Below are 20,544 nucleotides of genomic sequence, written 5' to 3' on the forward strand. Positions count from 1 at the left end.
GGCACGGCCGACGCACGCCAGGTTCAGCCCGCACGCTTGCAGGCGCGACGACCCTGTACCTGACGCCCATGCATGCCCAGCGCAAGCTGCTCAAACGGCTGATCGCCAATGTGGGCGCGGCTTTACGCCATGTTCGGGCAATTGCGGAGCAGTTCAGGGGCAGCGACCCCTGGGCTGCATTGGTGCGCTACGTCAGCGAGCGCATCGCACCGGGCAGCGGCCCGCAGCCGCCTCCAACGGCGCTCGCAGGGGACGGGTAACTGCGGTTTTTAGGTTCAATTGCCTTCCCGCGCTTATGGGTCCTGCGCTGGCAGCTACTGAATCCGTAGCGAAGTGCAGCCGCTCACATCCCCGCGTAATTCGGCCCGCCCCCGCCCTCAGGCGTCACCCACACGATGTTCTGCGTCGGGTCCTTGATGTCGCAGGTCTTGCAATGCACGCAGTTCTGCGCATTGATCTGCAGCCGCTCGGTGTTGTCGTCGTTCTTCACGAACTCGTACACACCCGCCGGGCAGTAGCGGCTTTCGGGACCTGCGTACTTGGCCAGATTGATGTTCACCGGCACGCTCGCATCCTTGAGCGTCAGGTGCGCGGGCTGGTTCTCCTCATGGTTGGTGTTGCTGATGAACACGCTGCTCAAGCGGTCAAAGGTCAGCTTGCCATCGGGCTTGGGGTACACGATGGGCTTGCACTCCGCCGCGGGCTTCAAGTACTGGTGATCGGCCTTGTCGCGGTGCAGCGTCCAGGGGATGTGGCCGCGCAGCACGAACTGCTCGAAGCCGTTCATCAGCGTGGCCGTGGTCAGGCCGTACTTGAACCAGTTCTTGAAGTTGCGGTCCTTGTTCAGTTCGGTGTAGAGCCAGCTTTTCTCGAAAGCCTCGGGGTACGCTTTCAGTTCGTCGTGCTGGCGGCCTGCGGTGACGGCGTCGTAGATGGCGTCCGCCGCCAGCATGCCGGTCTTGATGGCGGCATGGCTGCCCTTGATGCGGCCCACGTTCAGGTAACCCGCATCGCAGCCCACGAGCGCGCCGCCCGGGAAGATGGTCTTGGGCAGCGCATTGATGCCGCTGGCGTTGATGGCGCGTGCGCCGTAGGACAGGCGCTTGGCGGTGATCTCGCCCTTGTCGTTCTCGAAGTAGTAGCGCACGTTCGGGTGCGTCTTCCAGCGCTGGAACTCCTCGAAGGGGCTCAGGTACGGGTTCTTGTACCCCAGGCCGGTGACGAAGCCCAGGGCCACCTTGTTGTCGTCCAGGTGGTACAGGAAGGCGCCGCCGTAGGTGTCGTTCTCCATGGGCCAGCCCGCGGTGTGCATCACGAAGCCGGGCTGGTGCTTCTTGGGGTCGATTTCCCACAACTCCTTGACGCCGATGCCGAAGCTCTGCGGGTCACGCCCTTCGTCCAGGTGGTATTTGGCGATCAACTGGCGGCCCAGGTGGCCGCGCGCGCCCTCGGCGAACACGGTGTACTTGCCCAACAGTTCCATGCCCAGCTGGAAGTTCTCGGTCGGCTCGCCGTTCTTGCCGATGCCCATGTTGCCGGTGGCCACGCCCTTCACCGAGCCGTCATCGTTGTACAGCACCTCGGCGGCGGCGAAGCCGGGGAAGATCTCCACGCCCAGCGCCTCGGCCTGCTCGCCCAGCCACTTGGTCACGTCGCCCAGGCGCACGATGTAGTTGCCGTGGTTGTGCGCGAAGGGGGGCAGGAAGACGTTGGGGACGCGAAAGCCCGATTTCTCGGACAGGAAGATGTAGGCGTCGTCGGTGACGGGCTGGTTCAAGGGGGCGCCCTTGGCCTTCCAGTCGGGGATGAGTTCGGTCAGCGCCTTGGGGTCCATGATGGCGCCCGAGAGGATGTGCGCGCCGGGCTCGGAGCCTTTTTCCAGCACCACCACCGATACGTCCTGGCCTTTCTCGGCTGCCAGTTGCTTGAGGCGGATCGCGGTGGACAGGCCCGCCGGGCCGCCTCCGACCACGACCACGTCGTATTCCATGGATTCGCGCGGGCCGTACTGGGCGAGGATTTCTTCGTTCGTCATGGGGGGTCCACGGTGACAAGCGCCTCTTACAGCGCCTTGACCAGTTCCGGCACGGCCGCGAACAGGTCGGCCTCCAGCCCGTAGTCGGCCACGCTGAAGATCGGCGCCTCGGGGTCCTTGTTGATCGCCACGATCACCTTGGAGTCCTTCATGCCTGCCAAGTGCTGGATGGCGCCCGAGATGCCTGCGGCGATGTACAGCTGCGGCGCGACGATCTTGCCCGTCTGGCCCACTTGCAGGTCGTTGGGGGCATAGCCCGCGTCCACCGCTGCGCGGCTGGCGCCGATGGCCGCGCCCAGCTTGTCGGCCAGGGGGGTCATGACTTCGTCGAACTTCTCCTTGCTGCCCAGTGCCCGGCCGCCGGAGACGATGATCTTGGCGGCGGTGAGTTCGGGGCGGTCGCTCTTGCTGACTTCGCGGCCCACGAAGCTGCTCTTGCCTGCGTCGGCGACGGCGGCTGCGGTTTCGACGGCTGCGCTGCCGCCGGTGGCGGCTGCCGGGTCGAAGCCGGTGGTGCGCACGGTGATGACCTTGGTGGCATCACCGCTTTGCACGGTGGCGATGGCGTTGCCTGCGTAGATGGGGCGCTCGAAGGTGTCGGCGCTGACCACCTTGGTGATGTCGCTGATCTGGGCCACGTCGAGCTTGGCGGCGACGCGGGGGGCGACGTTCTTGCCGCTGGCGGTGGCGGGGAACAGCAGGTGGCTGTAGTTGCTGGCGATGGCCAGGACTTGCGCGGCGAGGTTTTCTGCCAGGCCGTCCTTGAGGCTGGCGCCGTCGGCGTGGATGACCTTGGCGACGCCTGCGATTTGTGCGGCGGCAGCGGCTGCGGCGCCTGCGCCTTCACCGGCTACCAGTACATGCACGTCGCCGCCGCAGGCTGCTGCAGCGGTGACGGTGTTGAGGGTTGCGCCCTTGATGGATGCGTTGTCGTGTTCAGCAATGACGAGTACGGACATTCAGATCACCTTCGCTTCGTTCTTGAGTTTTTCGAACAGGGCGGCCACGTCGGCCACCTTCACGCCTGCGCCGCGCTTGGGCGGTTCGCTGACCTTGAGGGTCTTGAGGCGCGGGGCGACGTCCACGCCCAGATCCTCGGGCTTGAAGGTGTCAAGCTGCTTCTTCTTGGCCTTCATGATGTTGGGCAGGGTGACGTAGCGCGGCTCGTTCAGGCGCAGGTCGGCGGTAACGACGGCGGGCAGGGTGATGGAGAGGGTTTCGAGGCCGCTGTCCACTTCGCGGGTGACGGTGGCCTTGCCGTCGGCCACTTCCACCTTGCTGGCGAAGGTGGCCTGGGGCAGGTCGGTGAGGGCGGCGAGCATCTGGCCGACCTGGTTGTCGTCGCTGTCGATGGCCTGTTTGCCCAGGAAGATGAGGCCGGGCTGTTCCTTGTCCACCAGGGCCTTGAGCAGCTTGGCGATGGCCAGGGGCTGCAGTTCGGCGTCGGATTCGACGAGGATGCCGCGGTCGGCGCCGATGGCCATGGCGGTGCGCAGGGTTTCCTGGCACTTGGCGTCGCCGCAGGAGACGGCGATGACTTCGGTGACGGCGCCCTTTTCTTTCAGGCGCACGGCTTCTTCGACGGCGATTTCGTCGAAGGGGTTCATGCTCATCTTCACGTTGGCGATGTCCACGCCCGTGCCGTCGCTCTTGACGCGCACTTTGATGTCCTTATCGACTACCCGCTTGACTGGGACGAGAATTTTCATGGGAGGGTTTCCTTTCGGGATTCAAGCTACCAGGGGCACGGTTTGTTGTTCGCGCGCGGCAACGTCGTAGCCGTCCTGGTCGTTCATCTTTTCTTTCACGCTCAGAGTTGATCGTCCGCCAGGGCCAGCGTGCTGTCTGCGCCATGCATGACGATGTCGCGCAGCATCGGCGCCTGCACCAGGACGTGCGCAGCGTAATGGCTGGCCGTGGCGCGCTTGGCACCGAGAAAGCCCGCGTCGCCCGCACCCGCCGTGAGCTGCGCCGTGGCGGCCTCGGCCATGCGCGCCGACAGCCAGCCGCCGATCACGGTGCCCGCCAGCCGCAGGAAGGGCACGGCGCCCGCCGCGCACTGCGCGGGTTGAGCGTCGTGGGCCAGCAGCCAGTCGGTCGCCTCTTGCAGCGCACGGGCCGAAGCCGCCAGGGCACTGCCGATCTGCGCCAGCACGGCATCGGGCGCCTCGGCCAGTCGGCGCGCATCGCCGTCGATGCGGAACAGCAGCGCCTTCAGCGTGCGCCCGCCCTCGCGTGCCAGCTTGCGGCCGATCAGATCGTTCGCCTGGATGCCCGTGGTGCCTTCGTAGATGGTCGTGATGCGCGCGTCGCGCATGTGCTGCGAAGCGCCGGTTTCCTCGACGTAGCCCATGCCGCCATGCACCTGTACGCCATCGGACGTGATGCCCTGCGCGCTGTCGGTACACCAGCCCTTGACCACCGGTATCAGCAGGCCGACCAGAGCCTGCGCCTGCGCGCGCTCCTGCGCGTCGGCGTGGCCTGCGGCGCGGTCCATCTGGCCCGCACAGAAGTAGGCCAGCGCGCGCATGGCCTCGGTGCGGGCCTTCATGTCCATCAGCATGCGCCGAACGTCCGGGTGGCCTGCGATGGCGGTGCTGCCACTGAGCAGCGGCTTGCCCTGCACCCGCTCCAGCGCGTAGGCACGCGCACGCTGGTAGGCGCGCTCGGAGATGCCCACGCCTTCCAGGCCCACGTTCAGCCGTGCGTGGTTCATCATGGTGAACATGCAGGCCAGCCCCTGGTTCGGCTCGCCGACCAGATAGCCGATGGCACCGCCGCCGTCGCCAAAGCTCATCGACGCCGTGGGGCTGCCGTGGATGCCCATCTTGTGCTCGATGGAAGTGCAGGCCAGGTCGTTGTGTTCGCCCAGGGTGCCGTCGTCGTTGATCAGGAACTTCGGGCACAGGAACAGCGAGATCCCCTTCACGCCCGGCGGCGCATCGGGCAGGCGCGCCAGCACGAGGTGGACGATGTTCTCGGCCATGTCGTGCTCACCCCAGGTGATGAAGATCTTGTTGCCGCTGACGCGGTAGTGGTCGCCCTCGGGTACGGCGCGGCTGCGCAGCGCGGCCAGGTCGGAGCCTGCCTGGGGCTCTGTGAGGTTCATGGTGCCCGTCCAGCGGCCTTCGACCATGGGCGCCAGGAAGCGGCGCTGGAGTGCGTCGCTGCCATGGTGCGCAATGGCTTCCACCGCGCCCAGCGTGAGCATCTGGCACAGGCTGAACGCGAGGTTGGACGACTTCCACATCTCCAGCACGGCGGTGGACACCAGCGTGGGCAGGCCCTGGCCGCCCCATTCGGTGGCAGCGGGCATGCCGTTCCAGCCGTTCTCGCAGAAGCTGGCCCAGGCATCGCGAAAGCCGTCGGCGGGCGTGACCTGACCATCGTGCCAGCGCGCTCCTTGCACGTCGCCGGGGCGGTTCAGCGGGTCCAGCACGCCAGCGGCGTAGTTGGCTGCCTCCTGCAGGATGGCTTCGACCAGATCGGGCGTGGTTTCTTCATAGCCGGGCTGGGCGCAGATCGCGTCCAGGCCGCCGACCTCCTTCATCGTGAACAGCATTTCGCGCAAGGGCGCGGTGTAGACAGACATAGTGAATTCCCATAGTGATGACAATCAGGCGCTTTCCGGGGTCAGCTGCGACGGACGCAGTTCTCGTGCAGTCTCTTGCGGAGCCGCCAACGTAGGGCCGCCGTGCTTGATGAACGCCAGGGCGATGGCACCGAGGACTCCGAAACCGCCAATCACCACGAAGTTCTGCTCCAGCGGCAGTTCCAGCGCGACGATCTGGCCGATCAGCAGCGGCGCAGCGATCGCGCCCAGGCGCCCTACGCCGGAGGCCATGCCGATACCGGTCGAGCGGATGGACATCGGGTAAAACTGCCCGCAGAAGGCATAGGCCACCAGTTGCGCGCCGGTGGTGCAGGCGCCGACCGCGCCGATGATCAGGTAACGCACCTCGGTCGAGGTCTGGAAGGTCATCAGGTACAGCAGCACGCCGCCCAGCGCATACATCGCCACCAGCACCCACTTGATGTTGAACTTGTCGGCGAGCCACCCGCCGCCCACGGCACCGACGATGGCACCCACGTTCAGCGCGATGACGAAGCTGAGGGCAGACCCCAGGCTGTAGCCAGCCATCGCCATCAGCTTGGTCAGCCAACTGCTGAGCGCATAGACCATAAACAGGCCCGAGAAGAAGGCGACCCAGAACAGCACCGTGCTCAGACCCCGCCCGTCCTGGAACAGGCGAGCAACAGGCGCACCCGCCACGCGGTCGGCAGAGGGCACGACAAACTGCGTGCCCGCCGGGTACTTGACCCCTGGCTGGAGACTATGGGCCACTTCGGCCAATTCGTCGTTGCGTTGGCGCGAGATCAGGTAGGTCATGGACTCCGGCACGAACTTGAGGACGAACGGAATCAGCAGCACGGGCACCCCCGCTGCGATGAACACGGCCTGCCAGCCGTACTCGCCGATCAACTGCTTGCCCAACACTGCGGCCAGGATGCCGCCCAGTGCATAGCCCGAGGTCATCAGCGCCGTCATCAGGCTGCGGATCTTCTTGGGCGAGTACTCGACCATCTGCGCCACGATGACCGGCAGCACGCCACCAATCCCCAGGCCCGCGATGAAGCGCACCACGCTGAAACTGACGGGGTCCTTGGTGAACCCAGTGGCTGCAGTGAATACGCTGAACAGCATGATGCCGATGGAGAGGGCCCAGCGTCGGCCGATGCGGTCCGACAGCGTGCCCAGAAGCATGGCGCCGAACATCATGCCGAACAAGGCCGAGCTGGCCATGAAGCCAGCGGTTGATGCGTTCACGCCCATCTGCTGCATGATGGACGGCAGGGCGATGCCGACCACGGCGATGTCATAGCCGTCGATGATGAGAATCAGCAGGCACCACAAAAGTACCTTGACATGAAAGCCGTTGAATTTGGCCTCGTCGGCGAGCGTCTGCATATCGATCTGGTGCATGTTTGTCTCCTTTATTTGGCTGGCCCTGGATCGTGGATGCAGCGGTCGTCGCCGCACCGCTCCATATCGTCCGGAGCACGCAAGGAATCGTAGGTTCCGGTGCTGCGAGCCGCGATGACGAAACACCCCGATCAAATGACCAACGGCCCCTTTCTGAGAACTTTTCAAGGCCTCCGTAGCAGGAGAACCTAGAAGGCGAGATGTCGAACTGCAGGCTAATGTGGAGTAATGAGTCCCAGCGCATCCGGTGCGTGCTCATCCGTACGACTCTAGGCAATTCGTCTGGCGAAATAGCGCAGTTGTCTTCCCGCGCGACGGCGACGATATGCTATGTCTCAAAAGTAGCGACCAACTGCGCCAAACGGCGCGACTGGTCATTGAGCGCCCGCGAAACAGCAGCCTCCTCCTCCACCAATGCAGCATTCTGCTGGGTGGCCTGCTCTATTTCGTTGAGCGAGCGCGCGATGTCCTGCACGGTGTCCTTTTGGGCAACTGCGACGCAGGAAATCGACTGGATGGCCTCGGTCACATCCTGAACCGAAGCGACGATGCCGTTCATGCGAGACGCCGCATCCTGCGCCAGCGCCCCCCCAGACGCCACACTGCTGACGGAAGCATCGATCAACCTCTTGATGTCATCGGCAGCCGATGCCGAGCGGCGAGCCAGACTCCGAACCTCTTCCGCCACCACAGCGAATCCACGCCCCTGCTCGCCCGCGCGTGCCGCCTCGACGGCAGCATTGAGGGCCAGGATATTGGTCTGAAAGGCGATCCCGTCAATGATGCCGATGATCTCCTTGATCCGTTGTGCCTTCGCGTTGATTTCCCGCATGCTCAGCATCACCTGGTCGACGATCTCACGGCCCTCCCCGGCCGCGCCAGCGGCACTGCGGACCATCTCGTCGGCTTGGCGGGCGGACGATGCCGAATCGGATACCGCACTGGACAGCATGTTCATGGAGGCAGTAGTGAGCTGCAGTTGGCTCGCCACCGTTTCGGTGCGCCGTGATAAATCCGCATTGCCTGCGGCCACCTCATCCGAAGCTGTTTCGATAGCTGCGGCACTCGTGACCACGTCGCCAACCAAGCGGCCAAGAGAAGCCTGCATCTGCGCCAAGGCATCCATCAAGGCAACAATCTCAGTGCTCCCCTGGCCTCGGGGGATATTGGCCGTGAGGTCGCCCCTGGCCACCCGCTTCGCGATCGACACTGCCCTACTCAAAGGCCTCGCGATACCGCGTGCAATGATCCACGCCGCAGTGACCCCGATCAGGGTTGCCACCACGGCAATCCCAAGCTGCACCACGCGAGCCAGCGATGCCGTTCGCTCAGCCTCGGCATAGCGGGAGCGCCCGGCAGCCGTGCTCGCGTCCACGGCAGCGTCCACGCTTCGCGCCCACTCGTCGAAGCTCATTTTCACGTTGGCAGTGAACCCACCAACCAGCACGGTATCAATTTCGGCACTGCCATCCGCCGGCAGCACGGCCTTGCGAGTCAGGACCTGATCGACAAACTCCAGTGCGGACTCGGAATCCGCTACCTTGTCCATCACTTGAGCCAGTCCGGGAACATCAAGAAATCGACCGGTTGCCCCTGACAATGCGCTCTTGGCCTGGCCGTATTCTTCGCGCGCACGGCGGACGGCCTGGATATAGAACTCGGCATCATCCTGCTGGGTCGCCAAAATCACCGACAGCGCATTGATGTAGATGCCGTCAATGCTTTTGCGCATCTGGGCCGCCTGGGCTGCGACGTCGGTGTAGGACGTCAGCGCTAGCCGCGAATCTCGCTGCATGGCGTGCATCTGCCAGAACGTGACGAGAGTACTGCCGATCAGCAATGACAGCACCAGCCCGAATCCCAGTGCCAGGCCAGCCGCAACGCCTCTCCTGCTCCAGGTGCGCGGCTTGCTCCGCCAATTGACGGACGGCAGCCACGCAGCCAACTGACTCATAGACAGTCCCCCAAATCGCCACAGTTCGTGGCACTAAAAATAGACAATGGAACGCTACTGCTGGATCCGGCTCTGGAGCTCGCAACTCAGACGCAACCGTCTGTCATGTCGCATCGGATCTGTACCGTGGAAGGATGAAATATCCCAATGCAGGAAGCAGTATCAGCGCGCCCAGCATGTTCCACAGGAACATGAAGGCCAGCAAAATCCCCATGTCGCCCTGGAACTTGATGTCCGAGAAAGCCCAGGTGGCCACACCTGCAGCCAGGGTGACGCCCGTGAGAATCACGACCTTGCCTGTGAAGGTCAGCGCGCGGTGATACGCGACCGCCAGGGAGTCCCCACTGCGCATGCACGAAAGCATGACCGTCAGGATGTACAGCGCATAGTCCACGCCAATGCCCACGCCCAGCGCGATCACGGGCAGTGTCGCCACCTTCACTCCGATGCCCAGCCATGCCATCAGCGCCTCAGCCAACACAGAAGTCAGCATCAGCGGCAGCACAGCCACCACCACCGCGCGCCAGGAACGGAATGCAATGAAGCTCAACACCGCCACCACGCCGTACACGAGAGCCAGCATTTGCCACCAGGCACTGCGGACCACCTGGTTGGTGGCCGCCTCGATGCCCGCGCTGCCCGCCGCAAGCTGGAAAGTGACCGTCTCGTCGTTGTAGCGCTGCGCAAAATCCTCCACTGTCTTGGCAACACGATCCAGGGTATCGGCCTTGTGGTCTTTCAAGTACACATACAGTGTGATGAGGTTGCAACTGTCGTTGTACAACTCGCGTGGCGCGCGCGAGGTGATGTTGTTGAGCATGTCCTGGCTCGTTGGCAAGTCGTACCAGCCGGGATAGCCCTCGCTGAAACCCACCATCATCTGGCGGTTGAGCAGAGCCAGCGAGTTGGTGGTCTCGACCTCTGGAATTTGGCGCAGTTGCCACTCCAGCCCATCCACGCGCTGCAGCACATCGTAGGTATTGCACAGGGTGTCCGGTGTCTTGATCATCACCGCAAAAAGGTCGCTGCTGGCACCGATTTTCTCGGTCATGAACTGGACGTCGCGGTTGTACCGCGAGTCGGCGCGCAACTCCGGCGCGCCGGGATCCAGATCGCCAATCTTCAGGTGCTGCGAGCCCAGCCAGCCCACCACCGCCAGGACTGCCCCGCACGACAGTGCTGTGATCGCGCCCCTGCGTGTCGCAAAGAAGCCCAGAGCACGCCATAGCCAGCCGGCCTGTTCGATGGAACTTGCCTGTTCAGCCTTGAGACTGCGCGCCGCTGCCCTTGCGCTCACACCGGTATAGGACAGCAGGATGGGCAGCAGAATCAGGTTGGTAAAGATCAATACGCCCACGCCCAGGCTGGCAGCCTGCGCCAACTCGCGGATCACGGGAATGTCGATGACCAGCAGCACCGCAAAGCCGACAACGTCCGCCAACAAGGCCGTGAGGCCCGTGAGGAACAGGCGGCGAAAGGTCAGGCGCGCAGCCACCAGCCGGTGCGCTCCCCGGCCAATGTCCTGCATGATGCCGTTCATCTTCTGCGCGCCATGGCTCATGCCGATGGCAAAGACCAGAAAGGGCACCAGGATGGAGTACGGGTCCAGTTGCTGACCCAGAACGGACAGTAACCCAAGCTGCCACACCACCGCCACCAGCGAACTGACCATGACCAGCAGGGTGCTGCGGATGCAGTGGGTATAGAGGAACACCGCAACGGTCGTGATGGCCACGGACAGCACGAAATACAACAGAACTTCGCGCAGGCCATCCACCAAATCACCCACGAGCTTGGCATAGCCGGTGATGTGGATGCCTATCTGCGGACTGTCGTAGGTCTGGCGGATGCGCTCCAGGTCGCTGGCAAGGGCGGCATAGTCCAGTTCTCCGGCGTCCGTGCGGGCCAGCAGCGGCACAAACAACGCGCTGGCGCGTCCATCGGCCGATACCAGTTGACCGATTTCACCCGAACGCGCAACGTTGGCTCGCAACTCGTCGGCCTTTTGCGGTGATTCGTCGTATTGCTGCGGGATCACCGGCCCGCCGTCCAACCCATCTTCGGTCACGGCCGACCAGCGCACGTTGGGGGTCCACAGCGATCGCATGTAGGGCCGGTCCACGCCAGGCAACAACAGCACTTCGTCGTTGATCTTGCGCAGCGTCTCCATGTAGGCGGGGTCGTAGATCGATCCCTCCTTGGCCTCCACGCCAATGCGCACCGCATCGCCCAGCCCCGTGAGCTCCAGCTTGTTGGCCAGGTAATTGACGATGTAGGGATGGTGCGACGGGATCGTCTTTTCAAAACTGGCATTCAGGCGCAAATGCGTCGCCTGAAAGGCCAGCACGGCAGTCACCAGCAGGCACAGCAGCAGCACCAAGGGGCGGTGATTGAACAACAGACGCTCCACCCACGAGCCGGTCTTGGGATTGAAAAGCGCCAGATCCATGGAGGTCTGATCCTGGGATGTTGGCGAAGGAGATGTAATCACGATTTCGCTCTGGCGGGGGGAGGATAAGAAGATTCGGCTGCAGCGAGCCGGGAGGCACCCAGGAAACCGACACCGACAAACGTACGGGGAGAGACTTCAAGGGCGCCAACCAGCGGCAGGCCGGATGCGAGCACCCTGGTCATGGACGCCGCTGCCGTGGGCAGCACCATCAGATCCCCAGCCTGGCTGACTGCCACCACCCCGCCCTCTGCAGACGATGGGCGCAGAGACAGGATGGACGCGACGGACGGCACCTGGATGGTTTGGAACCGGTCGTTGTTCCATCGCAGAACCGTGCCGCGCAGCCCGCCCAAAAGGAGCGCGCCGTCGGACTCCATCGCCTGGCAATAGAAGCTGCCGCCATAGGGGCTGGGCACCGCATCGAAGGTCTCACCGTCATCGAGTGATCGCAGGAGCAACCCTTGCTCACCTGCCACATAGGTGGTGCCGCCATACCGGCGCACGCTGTACAGGTGCAAGCCGCGCGGGTTGCCCGCCTTGGTGCTGCGTTGTTCCCAGGTAGTGCCGCCATCTGCGGTTTTCATGAACAGGCCAAAGGCGCCGACGGCCACTCCATTGCGTTCATCGCGAAAGTGGATGTCGAACAACGCGGCGTTGTCCTTCATCGCAGGCGAGCCATCTGTTTGCAGCCGCCATGTGCTGCCGCCGTCCTGTGTCAGCAGCACCGCGCCCGAATGGCCAACCGCCCATCCCAACTGGGCACTGTGGAAGGTCAGCGCGGTCAGGGTGACACTGACGGGAACCGATGCCTGCTGCCAGGCAGTTCCCCCATCGTCGGAGAAAGCAACCACCCCGCGCTCACCGCATGCCACCAAACGGTTGCCCGCCTGCTCGATGGCCAGCAATACACCAGCGGCCGGTCGGCGCGCGGGCAAAGCTGCCCGATGCACGGGCTGCAGCCAATTGGCCGCTGCTCGTGCTGCCATGGGCGGCGACAGGAACCCCAAAGAGGCGGCCGCCAAACCACCGGCTTTCAGCAGGGCACGCCTGGTCGGCGCCCCTCCTGGAGATGAAAGCAGCTTCAATTTAGGCCCCTCAGCGCACGCCTTCGCCCGTGATCGAGTCCGGCGTGAACTTCATATCAGGCTGCTTTTCCAGAACACGGAACTGCTTGTTGCCCCGTGCTTCGTTGTAAACCGTTGAGTAGTAGCCGCCACGCAGCACGTCGTACGATGGATCACCGCGGAGAATCACCGCAGGCAAGCTCGGAATGACCATGGGCAGCGTGTGCGTGACCTTGGCCAGCTTGCCTTGTGCGTCGTAACGCTCGGCAATGAGTACCAGCGCGCTGTCTTCGTCGAAATAGAAGCGTGAAGTGGGATACACGTGGCGCTGCCCGGCCTTGAGCTTGGCCTCTACCTCCCAGACACGGTGCAACTCCCAGCGAACGTACTTGGGATTGAAGTGGTCTTTCATGGCCACCTCGTCCAGGCTGGCCTGTGCAAAAGCGTTGGTGTTGTACGGCACGTACATTTCGCGCTTGCCCACCAGCTTCCAATCGTAGCGGCCGGTGCCACCGAAGAACCCTTCGAATTCATCGAAATTCTGGATGCCGCCAGACATCGGGTTGGGCACGTCGCAGCACACCTGGGGCAGCTTGCGGACTCGCCGCTGGCCTGTCAGGTATTGCCAGGTCTGCGTCTTGTCATCGTCAACATTGTTGCGAATCACCATCTTCTCGCCGGCGCGCAGTGGCGGCGCAAAGGTGTCCATGCGGTACAGCTTGTAAATGGGGTCCGCATCGAACTTCTCGGGCGTCATGGCCGGGTCGTAATACGGCGATTGCATCACCTTCGTTCCGGTGGTCATGCGCACGGGTTTGCCGTCCAGGAAACGCACCGCAGTACCCTCGTCCTCAATCGTCGTTCCTTGCCAGCGGAACAGATTGTTCAGCATCACCTCTTCACCATTTTGCGGAATCGGGAACGGCAAACCGCCGATGGCACCACGCGGCAACCCTCCCCCGGAACCCGACTCCAGCGTGGCGCGCGTCGCGTTCTTGAAAGTGTTGTCGTACACCCACTGCGGCGCGCTGGCCGTGCGTCGGGTGGTGTACACCTGCAGATTGAAGGTGTCCGGGTACTTCGCAATCATTGCCTTGATGCCGTCGGCCAGCTTGTCCCCATACTGGGCCATGTTTTTGGCATCGATGGTGAACAGCGGTTTGTCTTCGCCAAAGGGGTTGGGTATACGGCCGTCGTTCGAGACGACCTGGCGCGTGCCGCCATCCCAGGCCGGAATGGTTCCGTCCTTGTTGCCTGCGCGCTCTCCGCCCAGCGGCATAAGGGTGGTCTTGAGCTTGGCCGCTTCGGCGGCGCTCACGCCGGCAAAGGCAGGTACCGCCGCGAAAGCCAGCAGCAAAGCAGCGATGAGTGACTTCAGCGTGTGATGTTGGGTGGACATGAAATGGTTCTCCTGGTGAATCAGAATGCGCGGCTGAGCGTGAACGAGATGAAGTCACGATCACGCAGCGTTTGTGCAAACGAGTAGGTGTTGGCGGTGTTGAAGATGTTGTCGGCCGAGCCGTAGTACCTTGTGTACGACAACGCAGCCTTCCACACTCCCAAATACGTCGCATCCACCCCCAGCGTGACGTCGCCACCCTTGTGCGGCCCCATCGGACCGGCCGCGCCCTTGCCCTTCGGGTTGTACGAAACGCTGATCGATGGCGAAAGATCCAGGCCATCCATCACGTTGTAATAGTTCGGCGAGTAGCTCACGCGAAGGCTCAAAGCATCCCGTGTGACACCCGGATCCAGCACCGTCGGGCCGCAGTTGCTCTTGCAGCTCAGCATGCGGTTCCATGCCACTTCACCCATCAGAGTTGCCGATGAGGCAATGAAAGACGGGCCCAGCATCGCCAGGGCATTCACATTGATGTGTCCAGTAGTACCCACCGCGTACAGCGGGTTACCCGAGGTGCTGATCGCCGGGGCGCCATAGAAGCTCGTTGACGGCAGCGACTGGAGCGGCGAGTTATGGCGGATGGACGCTTCAGCCGCCAAGTTGAAATTGCCCACTGTCTGGCTGATACTGGCACCGAACGCGCGGATACGCTCCGGGAATACCAGCGAATACGTTCCTTGATCCATCGATGTCGCCGACGGCACGAAATTGAAGGCCAGTTGCGGAAGCTTGGCGTGGTACTGGATCGCGTAGAGGCCAATGTCGGCGTCTTCCACACGCGTCTTCAACGCGAAGCCGAATTGCTTCTTGCTAGACGGCTCCGAGTCTTGTGTACGAGTCAAGTACGGCCCCGGCCCCACAAAGATCCGCTCCCCACCCGCATCCAGTAAGTCCCCGGAAGAGAAGTAGCTGCCCGCCGCGGGCAGACGTGTGCGGCGCCAATCGTATTGCCAGTACGCGGCCACTGACCACTCCGGTGAAATCTGGAGCTGGCCCGAGAGCTGCCCCACAGGCATCACGAATTCCTTGGCAGGCGTGGACGGAACCGAAGCGAGCTTGATCACATCGAACGGCGCCATGCCACCCGCGATGGCATTCCCAGAATAGAACAGGCTTTCACCCCACAACAAGGAATGCCTGCCTGCCTTGACCTGCGCACGCATTTCATCCGTTGGCTTGAAGTTGGCCCAGACGAAAGCATCCAGTATTTCCGCTTTGCGTCCGTGGAGGTTACGGGTAGCGTCAGTGAACTCGTTGTAGGGCACCGACAAGGAATTGGCCGTGCCTGGTGAATTGTTGCTATTGGTACGGTTATAAACCGTATCGTACCAAGCGGCACCGCTTACACGAAAGCCAATCGTCTTTCGAAAATCGAAATCGAGCTCCGACAACAGATCGATTCGGTTGGATATCGGGCTGCCCTTCTTGAAGTTCTGGTCTCCGTCATCCGTGCTCATCATGTTTCCACCAGCCGCCGGGTTCACATAGCGAGCCAGCGGCGAACCGGTGCGCAGTCCCCCGCTGTACTTGAGAGTGTTGTCAAACCGGATATTGACGTCTGGATTCCCGGTCTCGATTTCAACTGCTTGGCCATCTGTGACGAACAGCAGAGTAGCGACAGCCGTCGCCATCATCTTGAACGGCAGGCTTAAATGTGCGTAGCGATTTTTCATTCGTTGTCTCCTAATAATTCTCTCGGTTCGGCCCCGAACCGGCGCGCGACGCTCTTTGTCGTCTTGGCCGGGAACCAAAAGGCGTTCCAGTCCGTCTGGTGCAGGCCCGGAACGGCCTCGAAGATCGTGGCCACTTGGGCAGGGCATCAAGCCACTTGGTGTCGCCGATGCCCCGCGATGTGCCGCTTATCTGTCAAGAAAGGCCACGGCCCGTGCCGGCGCCGCGCTGGTGCCCACGAGGTTCAAGGGGAAGAAGCCCACCATGAACCCTTTGGATGGCAGCGCCGCGAGGTTGTGCATCTGCTGCACGATGAAGGCCTCCTTTTCCTGGATGGCGAAATGGCCGTCCCAGATCGCCTTGCCATCACCCGTTTCCTGGAAGATCTTGCGCATGACCGGAAGCGGTCGATCCCACCCAGGAGCATCAGTGCCCAACACCTTGGCTCCGGCGTTGGCCAGGAAAAGCGTGCCCTCGCGCGACATGCCGGGATACACCCACCATTCAGGATTGCTAGGCTCGTAGATCTCCTGGCCCGTGCGCAACAACACGGCATCGCCCGGCTCGATGGGCCGCCCAACGGCATCAATCGCCTCCTGGAGTTCAGCGACGGTGTAAGCATCGTTGCGCCGTTGAAATTTGCGCATATCCAGCACCATGCCGTGGCAGAACAACTCCTGCAGGTCGATCTGGTGGAGCTTCCGCGCCGGCTTGCCTTCAACCAGATTCCCGCTGTGATACGGCGCATCCACATGGGTACCGCAATGCGAGTTCATGTCGTTCAGCATTTCCTCGCCCCACCCCTCGCCGTGGGGCAGGTCATGCTGAGCGCAACAGAAGATAGCCATCATCCGATCTCGCCCTTTGGCTTCTGGTCTTTGAAAGTCGACCAGCGGCGCGATCACGTTGGCGACGGGCTTAAGCATCTCAGGAACCGCATTGCGCAGTTCAGGATCGATGGGACGGGTCAGGCAGACAAGTCGTGGCTTCATGGGATTTCCTACGGATGTGATGTTGATGCTGGAGGGGTTCAGGTTGGTAACGATAAATTATTTTGGGTACCATTGAAACATCAAAAAGGTACCGAATCAATGCATTTGATACCTAAAAACATGGGTGAAAACCCGCATGAAGCGCGGATACTGGACGAACGGCAATTCTTCGAAGAGTTGACACGCTTCGTCCCGGAAGAAGCTGTCCTCGACACCCAGCATCGAATTGGTCGCTGCGGTCACACGAGAACCTGGCGCGCGGTTGATAGAACCCGGTCAGGCGCCCCTTCTTAATACACGCCGCATCCGGGAACAGCGCCGATCCGCCCCGGCCTGTCGGCCGCCCTCTGTCACTCCTGTGCTTCTGGGTAACGCCGAAGGCGGCGCGGGGCGAGCCTCATTTCAAACCAGAACCACGCCGCCGTCGTACAGGATCGACTGGCCGGTCATGCCCGCGGCACCCGGCGAAAGCAGGTAAGCAGCCAGTTCGCCGATCTCCTCGGGGCGAATGACGCGACGTATGGGAATGCGCGCTTCCAGAGCGGCTCGCAAGGCGTTCTTGTCAGTTCCGGTCAGCTTGGCCTGATCGGTGAGAAGGTCGTCCATCATGTCGGTAGCCACCAGGCCGGGACAGATCGCGTTCACCGTGATGCCTTGCGCGGCGGTCTCAAGGGCCACGCATCGCGTCAGGCCGACCACTGCGTGCTTGCTCACGTTGTAGGCGCTCTGGTTCACCGAGCCCCACTTCCCCGCAGTGGAGGCGATGTTGACGATACGTCCCGCCCCTTGCGCGACCATGTGCGGAATCACCGCCTGCATGAGATGCACGCAGCCCATCACGTTGGTCTGGAAGAGGCGCTCGAAATCTTCAGGTTCGAGTTGGAGAAACGCAGCGGACTTGTAGACCCCCGCGTTGTTCACGAGTCCGTCAATCCGTCCCCAGGCAGCGTGCAGCTTCGTGACCGCCGAGAGTACGGCCGCCCGGTTCGATACATCGAAGGCGCGCACCTCGACCGATGCGCCGTCGCGGCCGAGCACTTCCTCGGCCGACCGCAGCTTGTCTGCGTTGCGCCCGGTGATGCACACCTGAGCCCCCTGCTCTATCAGGTTCCGGGCGATCTCCAGGCCGATACCGCTGCCACCGCCGCTGACGATGATCTTCAGGCCGTCAAGTTTCTTCATTTCACACTCTCCTCTCGGCGTTACGCCAGAACTTATCCCTGATTTCGCGCTTGAGTACCTTGCCGGTGGCGCTGCGCGGCAGGTCGGTCCAGACCTCCACCGACTTGGGCGTCTTCACTCCGCCCAGTTGTTCGCGGCAGATGCGCAGCAGCGCATCCGAATCGACGGCCTGGCCTCTCTTGGGCTGCACCACCAGCTTGATCGCTTCGCCCCATTTTTCGTCGGGCACACCGATGACCGCGCAGTCCTCGACTTCGGGCTGGGCGCAGACGACCGACTCGATCTCAGAGGGGTACACGTTGAAGCCCCCGGTGATGATCATGTCCTTGCTCCGGTCCACGATGTAGAGGTAGCCATCCTCGTCCAGATAGCCCACGTCGCCAGTGCGCAGCCAATCGCCATGCATCGCTTCCTGCGTGGCGGCGGCGTTCTTGTAGTAGCCCACCATCACCAAAGGGCCGCGCACCTCGATCTCACCCGTCTGCAAGCGCGGGACTTCGCAGCCATCGCTCCCCACGATGCGCAAATCCGTCAGGATGGTCGACTGCCCGCAACTGCGCATGCGCTTGTCCAGCGCCGGGTCTCCCGGCCGATGGTCTTGCGGCTTCAGGAACGTGCAGGTGGACGGCGCTTCGGTCTGCCCGTATCCCTGGGTCATGACCGGCCCGAAGACGGAAATAGCCTCCGCGATCTTCGCCTGCGCCGAAGGCGCGGCACCGTACACAAAGTACTGCAGCGAGCTGTAATCGTGCTGGCGCACATGGGGATGCGCCAGCAGGGCATACAGCGCCGTAGGGGGCAGGAACAGGTGTGTGACCCGATGCTGCTCGATGCTGCGCATGACTTTCTCGGCGTCGAACCCCTCCAGGATGACGTGTGTCGCACCCTGCGCGGTCAGGATGACCGAGAGAGCACCAGCGCCATGCGTCAGCGGAGCCACGACGAGATGAACGACCTGCCCCTGCGGCGGCAAGGCTGCGCTCAGGTTGGCGACCTGGGCAATCCAGTTCAAATTGCAGTGCATGACACCTTTGGGTCTGCCCGTGGTGCCCCCGGTCGGGAAGATGGACACCATGCGATCCGGACGAGCCTCTCTGGCCGGAGCCTGGCTGGCAGCCGTCTTGCACAGGCTCTTGAGCGAGTCTTCGCCAGGGCCATCGATGGACACGAAACGGATCGACCGCTTGGCCCGCTCCTTGTACGTTGCCGCCGCGTCGGCCAGCCGCGCATCGTAGAGGACCACGTCCACATCGAAGGATTCGAGAATGTGGATGTTTTCCTCCACGCCATTGCGCGCATTCAGCGGCACCCAGACAGCCCCTGCGCGGCTCATGCCATAGATGCACTCCAGCACCGCGCAACTGTTGGGCGCGTAGATGGAGACCTTGGTGCCTTCGTCCACACCCAGCGATCGCAAGACATTGGCGATCCGGTGGCTGTTTTCATGGACTTGCGCGTAAGTCAGTTTCTCCCGCGCATCCAGGCAAAAAATCCGCTCCGGGTGCAACCGGTAGCCCTTGTCCAGATACTCAAAAATTTCCACGACGCTTGTCCTTTCTCAGTTGCCCACGCGTTCCAGAATGGAGGCCACCGCCACGCCCTCCTCCACGCCCAGGAAGCCCCCGCCGTTCTCTTGCAGTGCAATGCGCGCGCCTTCCACCTGCCTGGGGCCGCACTGCCCGCGCAATTGCTGCGTCAGCTCGAAGATCTGGGCCAGACCGGTGGCGCCGATGGGGTGCCCCCGGCATTCCAGTCCGCCCGAAGGATTGATCGGAATCCGGCCACCCAAGGTAGTGGCGCCCGATTCAGCCAGGATGCCGCCTTCGCCCAATGGGCACAGCCCCAGCAGCTCGGTGATGAACAACTCGCCAAAGGCCGTGGCGTCATGCACTTCGACGACGTCGATATCCTGCGGCCCGATCCCAGCCACCTCGTACGCCTTGCGCGCAGCGCGGGTGGCAGCGTGTTGTTCGAGATCCTCCCAGGCGCGCTCCTTGCCAGACACGAGTTCGTAGGCGCTCACCTTGATCCGCGGCCCGCTCAGGCCCAGCCGCGCCGCGCCGCGCTCGGTACACAGAATGGCCGCCGCCGCGCCATCGGCGAACGGCGAGCACATCGGCACCGTCAAGGGATAGCTCAGGGGACGTCCGGCCAGCACTTCCTCGACCGTGAACGGCTTGCGGAACTGCGCGCGGGGGTTGTGAACCGAGTGCCCGTGGTTCTTGGACGCGATCACAGCCATCTGCCGCTGGGTCGAGCCGAAGCGCTGCATATGCGCGCGACACAGGGTGGCGTACAAGTCCATGAACGCCGTCCGGTGTCCAATCGCCGCCCCTTCGGGCGGGGGCGGCGCCCCCAGTCGGTCCATGCGCTGCATGGTGGCGGGCACATCGTGCACATCCATACCGCCCTTGAACATTTCCATCACACGCTGGTCATACAGCTCCTGGCCGTAGGTCATCTTTTCCACGCCGATGGCCAGTGCCACGTCGCCCGCGCCGGAGCGCAGGTATTGAAGCGCCAGCCAGACCGCCGTCGATGCCGAGGCGCAGGCATTCTCCATGTTGACGATGGGTATCGAGTCCAGCCCCGCAGCGCGCAGTGCGATCTGGCCCGCGATGTTGGCTTGCCCTTCCACTACGTCCTGACAGGCATTGGAGAAAAACGCGGCCTCGATGTGCTTCATTTCGGCACCGGCGTCGGCCAGCACCTCCCGCAACGCCTCGGCGGTCAATTGCTTTACGGAGACTTCCGGCCTTCTGGAGAAGACCGTCTGGGCAACGCCCGCGATATAGATAGGTTCCATGG

Annotated in this window: 15 protein-coding genes; 1 reads left to right on the forward strand and 14 read right to left on the reverse strand. The window is 62.9% G+C overall.

Annotation, left to right across the window (positions count from 1 at the left end; translation table 11 throughout):
• Positions 1-68: 68 nt before the first annotated feature.
• Positions 69-260 carry a hypothetical protein gene (locus GWK50_RS13585; RefSeq protein ID WP_108497937.1) on the forward strand — a complete coding sequence of 64 codons (192 nt, stop codon included), beginning with the start codon at positions 69-71 and terminating at the stop codon, positions 258-260.
• An 83-nt stretch (positions 261-343) separates the two neighbouring features.
• Here the strand turns inward: GWK50_RS13585 and GWK50_RS13590 are convergent, their stop codons facing one another.
• The 14 genes from GWK50_RS13590 to GWK50_RS13655 form a co-directional block, all read right to left on the reverse strand.
• A complete protein-coding gene (locus tag GWK50_RS13590; protein ID WP_108497936.1) occupies positions 344-2,035 on the reverse strand; it encodes an electron transfer flavoprotein-ubiquinone oxidoreductase in 1,692 nt (563 codons plus the stop codon).
• 26 nt (positions 2,036-2,061) lie between these two features.
• Positions 2,062-2,994, reverse strand: a complete 933-nt coding sequence (locus GWK50_RS13595; protein WP_108497935.1) for an electron transfer flavoprotein subunit alpha/FixB family protein — start codon at positions 2,992-2,994, stop codon at positions 2,062-2,064.
• Positions 2,995-3,744 (reverse strand): electron transfer flavoprotein subunit beta/FixA family protein, encoded by a 750-nt coding sequence (locus GWK50_RS13600; protein ID WP_108497934.1) that lies wholly within the window; start codon positions 3,742-3,744, stop codon positions 2,995-2,997.
• A 101-nt stretch (positions 3,745-3,845) separates the two neighbouring features.
• Positions 3,846-5,627 carry an acyl-CoA dehydrogenase gene (locus GWK50_RS13605; RefSeq protein WP_108497933.1) on the reverse strand — a complete coding sequence of 594 codons (1,782 nt, stop codon included), beginning with the start codon at positions 5,625-5,627 and terminating at the stop codon, positions 3,846-3,848.
• 24 nt (positions 5,628-5,651) lie between these two features.
• Positions 5,652-7,019 (reverse strand): MFS transporter, encoded by a 1,368-nt coding sequence (locus GWK50_RS13610; protein WP_108497932.1) that lies wholly within the window; start codon positions 7,017-7,019, stop codon positions 5,652-5,654.
• A 328-nt stretch (positions 7,020-7,347) separates the two neighbouring features.
• A complete protein-coding gene (locus GWK50_RS13615; protein ID WP_162016933.1) occupies positions 7,348-8,973 on the reverse strand; it encodes a methyl-accepting chemotaxis protein in 1,626 nt (541 codons plus the stop codon).
• 103 nt (positions 8,974-9,076) lie between these two features.
• Complete coding sequence (locus GWK50_RS13620; RefSeq protein WP_162016934.1) at positions 9,077-11,422, reverse strand: MMPL family transporter; 2,346 nt, start codon at positions 11,420-11,422, stop codon at positions 9,077-9,079.
• A gap of 38 nt (positions 11,423-11,460) precedes the next feature.
• Positions 11,461-12,330, reverse strand: a complete 870-nt coding sequence (locus GWK50_RS13625; protein WP_162016935.1) for a YCF48-related protein — start codon at positions 12,328-12,330, stop codon at positions 11,461-11,463.
• Between the two features lie 190 nt (positions 12,331-12,520).
• Complete coding sequence (locus tag GWK50_RS13630; RefSeq protein WP_162016936.1) at positions 12,521-13,888, reverse strand: DUF1329 domain-containing protein; 1,368 nt, start codon at positions 13,886-13,888, stop codon at positions 12,521-12,523.
• Positions 13,889-13,908: 20 nt separating this feature from the next.
• On the reverse strand, positions 13,909-15,564 hold the full coding sequence (locus tag GWK50_RS13635; protein ID WP_242455376.1) for a DUF1302 domain-containing protein: 1,656 nt from the start codon (positions 15,562-15,564) through the stop codon (positions 13,909-13,911).
• A gap of 186 nt (positions 15,565-15,750) precedes the next feature.
• Complete coding sequence (locus tag GWK50_RS13640) at positions 15,751-16,554, reverse strand: cyclase family protein (RefSeq protein WP_162016937.1); 804 nt, start codon at positions 16,552-16,554, stop codon at positions 15,751-15,753.
• A gap of 402 nt (positions 16,555-16,956) precedes the next feature.
• Positions 16,957-17,736: an SDR family NAD(P)-dependent oxidoreductase gene (locus GWK50_RS13645; RefSeq protein WP_162016938.1), complete on the reverse strand. Its 780-nt coding sequence runs from the start codon at positions 17,734-17,736 to the stop codon at positions 16,957-16,959.
• 1 nt (position 17,737) lies between these two features.
• Entirely contained in the window at positions 17,738-19,279 is a 1,542-nt protein-coding gene (locus GWK50_RS13650) for an AMP-binding protein (protein ID WP_162016939.1), read from the reverse strand.
• 15 nt (positions 19,280-19,294) lie between these two features.
• Positions 19,295-20,542 (reverse strand): thiolase family protein, encoded by a 1,248-nt coding sequence (locus tag GWK50_RS13655; RefSeq protein WP_162016940.1) that lies wholly within the window; start codon positions 20,540-20,542, stop codon positions 19,295-19,297.
• Positions 20,543-20,544: the final 2 nt, after the last annotated feature.

It is taken from the genome of Acidovorax sp. 210-6 (genome assembly GCF_010020825.1).
Taxonomy (GTDB): domain Bacteria; phylum Pseudomonadota; class Gammaproteobacteria; order Burkholderiales; family Burkholderiaceae_C; genus Simplicispira; species Simplicispira sedimenti.

Coding starts and splice junctions, on each gene's coding strand:
- GWK50_RS13585 (WP_108497937.1), top strand. CDS start 69: ATGCATGCCCAGCGCAAGCTGCTCAAACGGCTGATCGCCAATGTGGGC.
- GWK50_RS13590 (WP_108497936.1), bottom strand. CDS start 2,035: ATGACGAACGAAGAAATCCTCGCCCAGTACGGCCCGCGCGAATCCATG.
- GWK50_RS13595 (WP_108497935.1), bottom strand. CDS start 2,994: ATGTCCGTACTCGTCATTGCTGAACACGACAACGCATCCATCAAGGGC.
- GWK50_RS13600 (WP_108497934.1), bottom strand. CDS start 3,744: ATGAAAATTCTCGTCCCAGTCAAGCGGGTAGTCGATAAGGACATCAAA.
- GWK50_RS13605 (WP_108497933.1), bottom strand. CDS start 5,627: ATGTCTGTCTACACCGCGCCCTTGCGCGAAATGCTGTTCACGATGAAG.
- GWK50_RS13610 (WP_108497932.1), bottom strand. CDS start 7,019: ATGCACCAGATCGATATGCAGACGCTCGCCGACGAGGCCAAATTCAAC.
- GWK50_RS13615 (WP_162016933.1), bottom strand. CDS start 8,973: ATGAGTCAGTTGGCTGCGTGGCTGCCGTCCGTCAATTGGCGGAGCAAG.
- GWK50_RS13620 (WP_162016934.1), bottom strand. CDS start 11,422: ATGGATCTGGCGCTTTTCAATCCCAAGACCGGCTCGTGGGTGGAGCGT.
- GWK50_RS13630 (WP_162016936.1), bottom strand. CDS start 13,888: ATGTCCACCCAACATCACACGCTGAAGTCACTCATCGCTGCTTTGCTG.
- GWK50_RS13635 (WP_242455376.1), bottom strand. CDS start 15,564: ATGAAAAATCGCTACGCACATTTAAGCCTGCCGTTCAAGATGATGGCG.
- GWK50_RS13640 (WP_162016937.1), bottom strand. CDS start 16,554: ATGAAGCCACGACTTGTCTGCCTGACCCGTCCCATCGATCCTGAACTG.
- GWK50_RS13645 (WP_162016938.1), bottom strand. CDS start 17,736: ATGAAGAAACTTGACGGCCTGAAGATCATCGTCAGCGGCGGTGGCAGC.
- GWK50_RS13655 (WP_162016940.1), bottom strand. CDS start 20,542: ATGGAACCTATCTATATCGCGGGCGTTGCCCAGACGGTCTTCTCCAGA.